This window comes from Hydrogenophaga sp. (genome assembly GCF_026125785.1).
Lineage (GTDB): Bacteria > Pseudomonadota > Gammaproteobacteria > Burkholderiales > Burkholderiaceae_C > Hydrogenophaga.
On record NZ_JAHCKL010000032.1, the window covers coordinates 22,319 to 29,864 of the forward strand.

The following is a 7,546-nucleotide window of genomic DNA, read 5'->3' on the forward strand; positions in this document are numbered from 1 at the left end:
GCAACATGAGCGCACTCGCCCTGTACGACCGGCCTTCGCCCACCTTCAGCGCCAAGGTGGCCCGCGCGATCGCGCTGCTGCGCGAGACCGCCGCGCGCCACCCTTTGCTCACGCAGGCTTCCAGCCTGGGCGCCGAGGACATGGTGGTCACCCACCTGCTGCACCTGGCCGACGTGGACGCCAGCATCTTCGTGCTCGACACCGGCAAGCTCCACCCGGAAACGCTGGCGCTGCTGCCGCGCATCGAGCGCCGCTACAACCGCAGCGTCCAGATCTTCCGCCCGCGCCAGGAGGCGGTGATCCAGTTCGTGCGCAAGAACGGCGAAGAGGCCATGTACCAGAGCATCGAACTGCGCAAAGCCTGCTGCGACATCCGCAAGATGGAGCCGCTGGCGCGCGCGCTCGCCGGCCAGGACGGCTGGATCACTGGCCTGCGCCGCGAGCAGTCCAACGCCCGCGCGGAGGTGGGCGAACTCGTCCAGGAACCGGGGCGCGTGAAGCTCAGCCCGCTGGTGGACTGGACCTGGGGCGATGTCTGGCACTTCATTGCCCTGCACGGCGTGGACTACAACGCCCTGCACGACCAGTTCTACCCCAGCATCGGCTGCGCGCCCTGCACACGCGCCATCAGCGTCGGCGAAGATTTCCGCGCCGGCCGCTGGTGGTGGGAACAGGAAAGCGCCAAGGAATGCGGGCTGCACGTGCAAGCCGTCACGCCCCTGGCCTCCTCTCTAGAACAACGGACCCCCACATGAACGCCCGCACCGAACCCGATGTCATCCAGACCGCCTTGCAGCACGCCAGCGGTGAGTCCCACCACCTGAGCAACGCCCACTTGGATGCGCTGGAGGAAGAGACCATCTTCATCCTGCGCGAGGTGGCCGGCGCCTTCGAGCGCCCGGCGCTGCTGTTTTCCGGCGGCAAGGACTCGCTGGTCATGCTCAAGTGCGCGGAGAAGGCGTTTGGCGTCGGCCGCATTCCCTACCCGCTGCTGATGATCGACACCGGCCACAACTTCCCCGAAGTGACCGATTTCCGCGATCAGCGCGCCCGCGAACTCGGCGCCGAACTCATCGTGCGCAGCGTGGAAGACTCCATGCGGCGCGGTACCGTGCGCCTGGCGCACCCGGGCGAAAGCCGCAACGTGCACCAATCCGTCACGCTGCTCGAAGCCATCGAGGAATTCCGCTTCGACGCCCTGATCGGCGGTGCGCGGCGCGACGAAGAGAAGGCACGCGCCAAGGAACGCATCTTCAGCCACCGCGACAGCTTCGGCCAATGGCAGCCCAAGGCCCAGCGCCCCGAGCTCTGGACCCTGTTCAACACCCGCCTGCAACCCGGCGAACACTTCCGCGTGTTCCCCATCAGCAACTGGACCGAACTCGACGTGTGGCAGTACATCGCACGCGAGAACATTGCGCTGCCCTCGATCTACTACACCCACAAGCGCGAGGTGGTGGACCGCCGCGGCCTGCTGGTGCCGGTGACCGGGCTCACGCCGCCGCGCGACGGCGAGGCCGTGCAGGTGCGCGACGTGCGCTTCCGCACCGTGGGCGACATCACCTGCACCTGCCCGGTGGACAGCCTGGCCGCCAGCGCCGACGACATCGTGATAGAGACCCTGGCCGCCGAGGTCAGCGAACGCGGCGCCACGCGCATGGACGACAAGACGTCCGACGCCTCGATGGAAAAACGCAAGAAAGACGGGTACTTCTGACGCCCCCTTGCACCGCGCCTTCGACACCCCAGACGAAGACGCCTCACTCAAACAGGACTGACATGACCGCTGCCACCCCCTTCGTCCGGGCTGAACCTGGCGAATCCCTCTCGCAAGACACCCGCTCCGCCCTGCGCCTCATCACCTGCGGCAGCGTCGACGACGGCAAGAGCACGCTGATCGGACGCCTGCTGGTCGACAGCAAGGCCGTGCTTCAGGACCACCTGGCCGGCGTGCAGCGCCAGGGCCAGACCGACCTGGCCCTGCTCACCGACGGCCTCTCCGCCGAGCGCGAGCAGGGCATCACCATCGACGTGGCCTACCGCTACTTCAGCACCGAGGCGCGCAAGTTCATCATTGGCGACGCACCGGGCCATGAGCAGTACACCCGCAACATGGTGACCGCCGCCTCCAGCGCCGACGCCGCCGTGGTGCTGGTGGACGCCACCAAGCTCGACTGGGCGGCCGCCGACCTGAAGCTGCTGCCCCAGACGCGCCGCCACAGCCTGCTGCTCAAGCTGCTGCGCGTGCCCTCGGTGGTGTTCGCCGTGAACAAGCTCGACGCTGTCGCCGACGGCGCCACCGCCTTTGCCCACATCGGCGCGGCGCTGCGGGCCTTCGCCCAGCAGGCCGGCATCCCGGTCACCGCCATCGTGCCGGTGTCCGCGCTCAAGGGCTGGAACGTGGTGGACGCCGCGGAACAGGCCCAGTGGTGTGGCTACGAAGGCCCCACGCTGCTGCAGATTCTGGAAGGGCTGCCCGTGACCGCCCCCGAAACCGGCCTGCCCTTCGCATTCGCCGTGCAGTGGGTGGAGAAATTCAGCGCCTCCAGCGACACCTCGCAAGGCCGGCGTGTGTTCTGGGGCCGCGTGGCCACCGGCGGCGTGCAACCCGGCCAGACCGTGCGCATCCTGCCCAACGGCCAGAGCGCCGTCGTGGCGCAGGTGCTCAACCACGTGCGCCAGCCCGGCGCGGTGCTGGCAGGCCACAGCGCCGGCATCGTGCTCGACCGCGAGGTGGACGTTTCGCGCGGCGACTGGCTGCTGGCCGAAGACGGCCCGGAAGGCGAGAGCCAGCAGGGCAGCCGCGAGCTGCGCGCCACCGTGGCCTGGCTCGACGACGAAGCCCTGGTGCCCGGCCGCGTCTACTGGGCCCTGCATGGCCACCGCTGGGTCAAGGCCAAGGTGCGGCGCGTCGTGCACCGGCTCGACATCCACACCCTGGCCGAAGAAGAGGCCTCCCAGCTCGAACCCAATGCCATCGGGCACATCGAACTGGCGCTGCAGGAACCCCTGGTCACCCTGCCGTACGCGCGTTCCCGGGCCCTCGGCGCCCTGGTGCTGGTGGACACCGCCAGCCACCGCACCTCCGGCGCGCTGATGGTGCTCTGACGGCCCGCGCCGGGCCGCAGCATTCCTTAACTTGCATCAAGGGTGGGGGCATGCCCCCGCCGCATACTCCCGGAAACCCTAAAATCCGGGATTCTCCTGATTCCGACCACCCACCATGACCCACGTTGTCACCGAAGCCTGCATCCGTTGCAAATACACCGACTGTGTGGACGTCTGCCCCGTCGACTGCTTCCGCGAAGGCCCGAACTTCCTCACCATCGACCCCGACGAATGCATCGACTGCGCGGTGTGCATCCCCGAATGCCCGGTGAGCGCGATCTACGCCGAGGAAGACCTCCCCAAGGACCAGCTCCACATGACCGAGCTCAACGCCGAGCTCGCGCGCCTGCCGAACTGGAAAAGCATCACCAAGCGCAAGGCCCCTCTGCCCGACGCCGACGACTGGAAAGACCGGACCGACAAGCTGTCCGAACTGATCCGCTGAACCAGCCGGAGCGCCCCCCGCCCATGACGGCCCCCACCCGCGCGAGCGCCGGCCCGACGACGACACACCCCATAGAAACCGACGCCGTCGTCATCGGTGCGGGCCCGGTGGGCCTGTTCCAGGTCTTTGAGCTCGGCCTGCTGGAGATCAAGGCCCACGTCATCGACGCGCTGCCCTACCCGGGCGGACAGCCGGTCGAGCTCTACCCCGACAAACCCATCTACGACATCCCCGGCATCCCGGTCTGCACCGGCCAGGAACTGGCCGACCGGCTGCTCAAGCAGATCGAGCCCTTCGGCGCCACCTTCCACCTGGGGCAGGAAGTCAGCACCGTGCAGCGCCAGGACGACGGCCGCTTCCTCGTCGCCACGGCCAAAGCCACCACCTTCCTCACCCGCACCGTCTTCATCGCCGCCGGCGTGGGCGCCTTCCAGCCGCGCGCCCTCAAGGTCGACGGCATCGAAGCCTTCGAAGACGCGCAGCTCTTCTACCGTGTGCGCCAACCGGCCCTGTTCGCCGGCAAGAACCTCGTCATCGTGGGCGGTGGCGACTCCGCCCTGGACTGGGCCATCGACTTCGCCCGGCCCGACAGCCCGCACCGCGCCGAAAGCGTCATCCTCATCCACCGCCGCGACGGCTTCCAGGCCGCCCCCGCCAGCGTGGCCCGCATGCGCGAGCTCTGCGAGCGCATGGAGATGCAGTTCATGGTTGGCCAGGTCACCGGCTTCGAGACCACCGCCGACGGCCGGCTCGGCACGGTCAAGGTCACCGGTGCCGACGCCGTCACCCGTGTGGTCGCGCTGGACGCCCTGCTCGTCTTCTTCGGCCTCTCGCCCAAGCTCGGTCCCATCGCCGACTGGGGCCTGGACATCGAACGCAAGCAGCTCATGGTGGACACCGAGAAGTTCTCCACCAGCGTCCCGGGCATCTTCGCCGTGGGCGACATCAACACCTACCCCGGCAAGAAGAAACTCATCCTCTGCGGCTTCCACGAATGCGCCCTCGCCGCCTTCGGCGCCATGCCCATCGTCTTCCCTGAACGCCCGGTGCAACTGCAGTACACCACCACCAGCACCAAGCTGCACAAGGTGCTGGGCGTGGACTCCCCCAGCTTCGACTGAATCCGCGGGTCCAGGTCCGTCCGGGCGAGGGCTCAGCGATGCATCAAGGCGAACACCCCCCAGCCCAGGTACTCCCGCGTGTAAGCGGCTTGGCGCCTGGGTTCCGAGCTCAGCCTGGCACGGACTTCGGCCGCCAATTCGTCGTCGGGGTGGGCCTCCAGCCATCGGCGCATGGTCAGCCATTTGGCGGCCTCGTACCGGTCCCAGCCGTCCTGGTTGGCCAGCACCATCTCCACCACGTCGTACCCCAGGCCACCGAAAAAGGCCAGGAGCTCGGGCAACACCAGGAAGTCGGCCACCGAACTGGCCAGGCATCCCCGCGCCACATCCTCCGTCGGCGGTAGTTGCCGCCAATAGGGCTCGCCAATGAGGATGATCCCTCCGGATCGCAGGCTCTTCGACAGCAGGTCGATGGTGCCCGAGGCGCCCCCGCCGATCCACGTGGCGCCGACGCAGGCCGCCACACCCACCTTTTCATCGGCCACATAACCCGCCGCATCACCGTGAACGAAACCGACCCGGTCGGCGACACCGAGCTCTTCGGCGCGTTGCCTGGCCTGTTCGGAAAACAACTGGCTCATGTCGACGCCCGTGCCGCGGATGCCATGGTCGCGAGCCCAGGTGCAGAGCATCTCGCCCGAACCACTGCCCAGGTCGAGCACATGGGTGTCCGGCTCCAGCCGCAGCGCCGCGCCCAGGGTGACGAACTTGTCAGGGGTAAACGGGTTGTGGATGCGGTGCGCGCTTTCCGTGATGTTGAATATGCGTGGGATGTCCACTGTCCAGTCGCTTCCAGAAAAAGGGGGAGATGAAGAACAGCCAAGACTATGCCATCGCGTCCCTCCATCGGCTCCTGACGGACCCCACGGCTACTGACACCACGCTGTCAGCAGGGGCGTCCTACCATGCCATTTCCATTCACCACCGCCTGGAGATGCCCATGACAACCGCCATCAGCTGGTTCGAGATTCCCACCCGCAACCTCGACGCTGCCCAGTCGTTCTACGAAACCGTGCTGCAGCGCCCCATGCACCGCGAACCCATGGGCCCCAGCGACGGGGCCGTGTTTGCCTATGACGGGGAGACTGGCGGCACAGGTGGCGCCCTGATGATGGGGCCGACCGCACCGGAGCAGGCCAGCGGCGGAACGCTGGTCTACCTGGACGCCAGCCCATCGCTGGATGCGGCGCTGGAACGCGTCCAGGCCGCTGGCGGCCTGGTGGCCCTGCCGCGCACCGCCTTGCCTGAAGGCATGGGTTTCTTCGCCCATATCCGTGACCTGGATGGCAACCGCGTTGGCCTGCACGCGCTGCAATGACACCCATGAAGCGGGCATACCGCGCTGGGTCCGGCGCGACGCCGCCGCATCCCACCCCGCCGCGGCGCAACTGGATTGCCGTGGCGTGCCAGGAACACGCGCTGCGCGGGTGCGCCCAGCCCGAGCACGGGTTCATGCAGGTGTGCCATGGCAAACAGGCGCCCCTGCAACGCCTGAACGCAGGCGACCGGGTGGTGTACTACGCCCCCACCCGCACGAGGGGAGGCCAAGACAAGCTGCAGGCCTTCGTGTCCGCTGGCCTGGTGCTGCCAGGCCCGGCCTATTCCTTTGACATGGGTGGCGGCTTTGTGCCGTACCGCCGCGACGTGGCCTACGTGCCGGTGCAGCCCGCCCCCATCGCACCCTTGCTGGATGCGCTGGACTTCGTGGAAGATCGCCAGCACTGGGGTTACCGATTCCGCTTCGGCTTGCTGGAGGTGGGGGACGCCGACATGCGCCGCATCCTGCGTGCCATGCAGGCGCCGCTCGAACGGCTCCACTTCCAGCAGCCGGCCGCGTAAGCACCCTGCGGACCTCTGCCTCCGAACATCTGCCCTGTCACCACCATGCGCCGTGCCGACCGCCTGTTCCAGATTGTCCAGCTCATTCGCGGGCGGCGCCTGAGCACGGCCACATGGCTGGCGCAACGGCTGGAGGTGAGCGAACGCACCATCTACCGGGACGTGGCCGACCTGCAGCACCAGGGCGTGCCCATCGAGGGCGAGGCCGGCGTCGGCTACCGCCTGGGCCGGGGCTTTGACTTGCCCCCGCTCATGTTCTCGGAAGAAGAGGCGCAGGCGCTGGTGGCCAGCGTTCGCATGTCCCAGGCCTGGCAGGACCCGGCATTGGCCCAGGCCTCGCAAGTGGCGTTGGGAAAAATCCTGTCGGTGCTGCCCCCGGCCGCCCGCGCGGCCGCGCAGGGCATGTCCGTCTATGCCCTCCCCATGGGGCTGGAGCCCGCCGTGCAACGGGCCCTGCATGCGCTGCGCGATGCGGCACGGCAACGCCAACGCGTGCACATGGCCTACCAGGACGCCACAGACCAGGACTCCTGGCGCACGGTGCGGCCACTGGGCTGCTTCTTCTGGGGCAAGGTCTGGACATTGGCGGCCTGGTGCGAAATGCGCGCGGATTTCCGCAGCTTTCGCCTGGATCGCATCCGCCAATGGGAAGCCCTCACCGGGCCCGACGCACACTTCAGAGAAGAAGCCGGCAAGACGCTCAGCGACTTCCTGCGCCACGTGGCACCACCGGGCACGCAGGCCCTGCTCACAGAAGGCTCCTGACAAACACCTCCGAAGGCGAAGCCGGCGTCGCGCGGCGACATACACGGCGGGGTGTACGGGTGCCGCCGAGCCGCACCTATACTCCTTCCGTCGCACACACCCGTGCGACCAGGATTGGCGTCCTGAACATCAGAAACCGTGGAGACAGCCGCCATGCTCGGGCATGGCGGCTGTCTGTTTCTCGTCCGTGCCTCCTTTTTTGGTGGCCCGGGCGGGGAGACGCAAGTCTCGCCGGTTTGGGTTTCTGATGCCGGTACGCCAACCTGCC

Annotated in this window: 9 protein-coding genes; 8 read left to right on the plus strand and 1 reads right to left on the minus strand. The window is 67.9% G+C overall.

Annotated elements, in window-relative coordinates; translation table 11 throughout:
- Positions 1-5: 5 nt before the first annotated feature.
- The 5 genes from KIT53_RS19535 (at position 6) to KIT53_RS19555 (ending at position 4,674) form a co-directional block, all read left to right on the plus strand.
- On the plus strand, positions 6-755 hold the full coding sequence (locus tag KIT53_RS19535) for a phosphoadenylyl-sulfate reductase (RefSeq protein ID WP_297756087.1): 750 nt from the start codon (positions 6-8) through the stop codon (positions 753-755).
- On the plus strand, positions 752-1,717 hold the full coding sequence (gene cysD, locus KIT53_RS19540) for a sulfate adenylyltransferase subunit CysD (protein WP_297756089.1): 966 nt from the start codon (positions 752-754) through the stop codon (positions 1,715-1,717). The genes KIT53_RS19535 and cysD overlap by 4 nt, the downstream gene beginning before the upstream one ends.
- Positions 1,718-1,779: 62 nt before the next feature.
- Positions 1,780-3,108 (plus strand): GTP-binding protein, encoded by a 1,329-nt coding sequence (locus tag KIT53_RS19545; RefSeq protein ID WP_297756091.1) that lies wholly within the window; start codon positions 1,780-1,782, stop codon positions 3,106-3,108.
- 115 nt (positions 3,109-3,223) lie between these two features.
- Positions 3,224-3,553 (plus strand): ferredoxin FdxA, encoded by a 330-nt coding sequence (fdxA, locus tag KIT53_RS19550; protein WP_297756093.1) that lies wholly within the window; start codon positions 3,224-3,226, stop codon positions 3,551-3,553.
- Positions 3,554-3,576: 23 nt separating this feature from the next.
- Complete coding sequence (locus tag KIT53_RS19555; RefSeq protein ID WP_297756095.1) at positions 3,577-4,674, plus strand: NAD(P)/FAD-dependent oxidoreductase; 1,098 nt, start codon at positions 3,577-3,579, stop codon at positions 4,672-4,674.
- A gap of 32 nt (positions 4,675-4,706) precedes the next feature.
- On the opposite strand, the gene KIT53_RS19560 is transcribed toward KIT53_RS19555, so the two are convergent.
- Entirely contained in the window at positions 4,707-5,453 is a 747-nt protein-coding gene (locus KIT53_RS19560; RefSeq protein WP_297756097.1) for a class I SAM-dependent methyltransferase, read from the minus strand.
- A 161-nt stretch (positions 5,454-5,614) separates the two neighbouring features.
- Between KIT53_RS19560 and KIT53_RS19565 the strand changes: the two genes are divergently transcribed.
- From KIT53_RS19565 to KIT53_RS19575, 3 genes are read left to right on the plus strand one after another with little or no spacing between them, the layout of a single operon-like run.
- Positions 5,615-5,992, plus strand: a complete 378-nt coding sequence (locus tag KIT53_RS19565; RefSeq protein ID WP_297756098.1) for a VOC family protein — start codon at positions 5,615-5,617, stop codon at positions 5,990-5,992.
- A 5-nt stretch (positions 5,993-5,997) separates the two neighbouring features.
- Positions 5,998-6,513 carry an EVE domain-containing protein gene (locus tag KIT53_RS19570; RefSeq protein ID WP_297756100.1) on the plus strand — a complete coding sequence of 172 codons (516 nt, stop codon included), beginning with the start codon at positions 5,998-6,000 and terminating at the stop codon, positions 6,511-6,513.
- A 45-nt stretch (positions 6,514-6,558) separates the two neighbouring features.
- Complete coding sequence (locus KIT53_RS19575) at positions 6,559-7,278, plus strand: YafY family protein (RefSeq protein WP_297756101.1); 720 nt, start codon at positions 6,559-6,561, stop codon at positions 7,276-7,278.
- The last annotated feature ends 268 nt before the right edge of the window (positions 7,279-7,546 follow it).

Bases quoted from the DNA above. Each gene is read 5' to 3' on its own strand.
- KIT53_RS19535 (WP_297756087.1), top strand. From the start codon at position 6: ATGAGCGCACTCGCCCTGTACGACCGGCCTTCGCCCACCTTCAGCGCC.
- cysD (WP_297756089.1), top strand. From the start codon at position 752: ATGAACGCCCGCACCGAACCCGATGTCATCCAGACCGCCTTGCAGCAC.
- KIT53_RS19545 (WP_297756091.1), top strand. From the start codon at position 1,780: ATGACCGCTGCCACCCCCTTCGTCCGGGCTGAACCTGGCGAATCCCTC.
- fdxA (WP_297756093.1), top strand. From the start codon at position 3,224: ATGACCCACGTTGTCACCGAAGCCTGCATCCGTTGCAAATACACCGAC.
- KIT53_RS19555 (WP_297756095.1), top strand. From the start codon at position 3,577: ATGACGGCCCCCACCCGCGCGAGCGCCGGCCCGACGACGACACACCCC.
- KIT53_RS19565 (WP_297756098.1), top strand. From the start codon at position 5,615: ATGACAACCGCCATCAGCTGGTTCGAGATTCCCACCCGCAACCTCGAC.
- KIT53_RS19570 (WP_297756100.1), top strand. From the start codon at position 5,998: ATGAAGCGGGCATACCGCGCTGGGTCCGGCGCGACGCCGCCGCATCCC.
- KIT53_RS19575 (WP_297756101.1), top strand. From the start codon at position 6,559: ATGCGCCGTGCCGACCGCCTGTTCCAGATTGTCCAGCTCATTCGCGGG.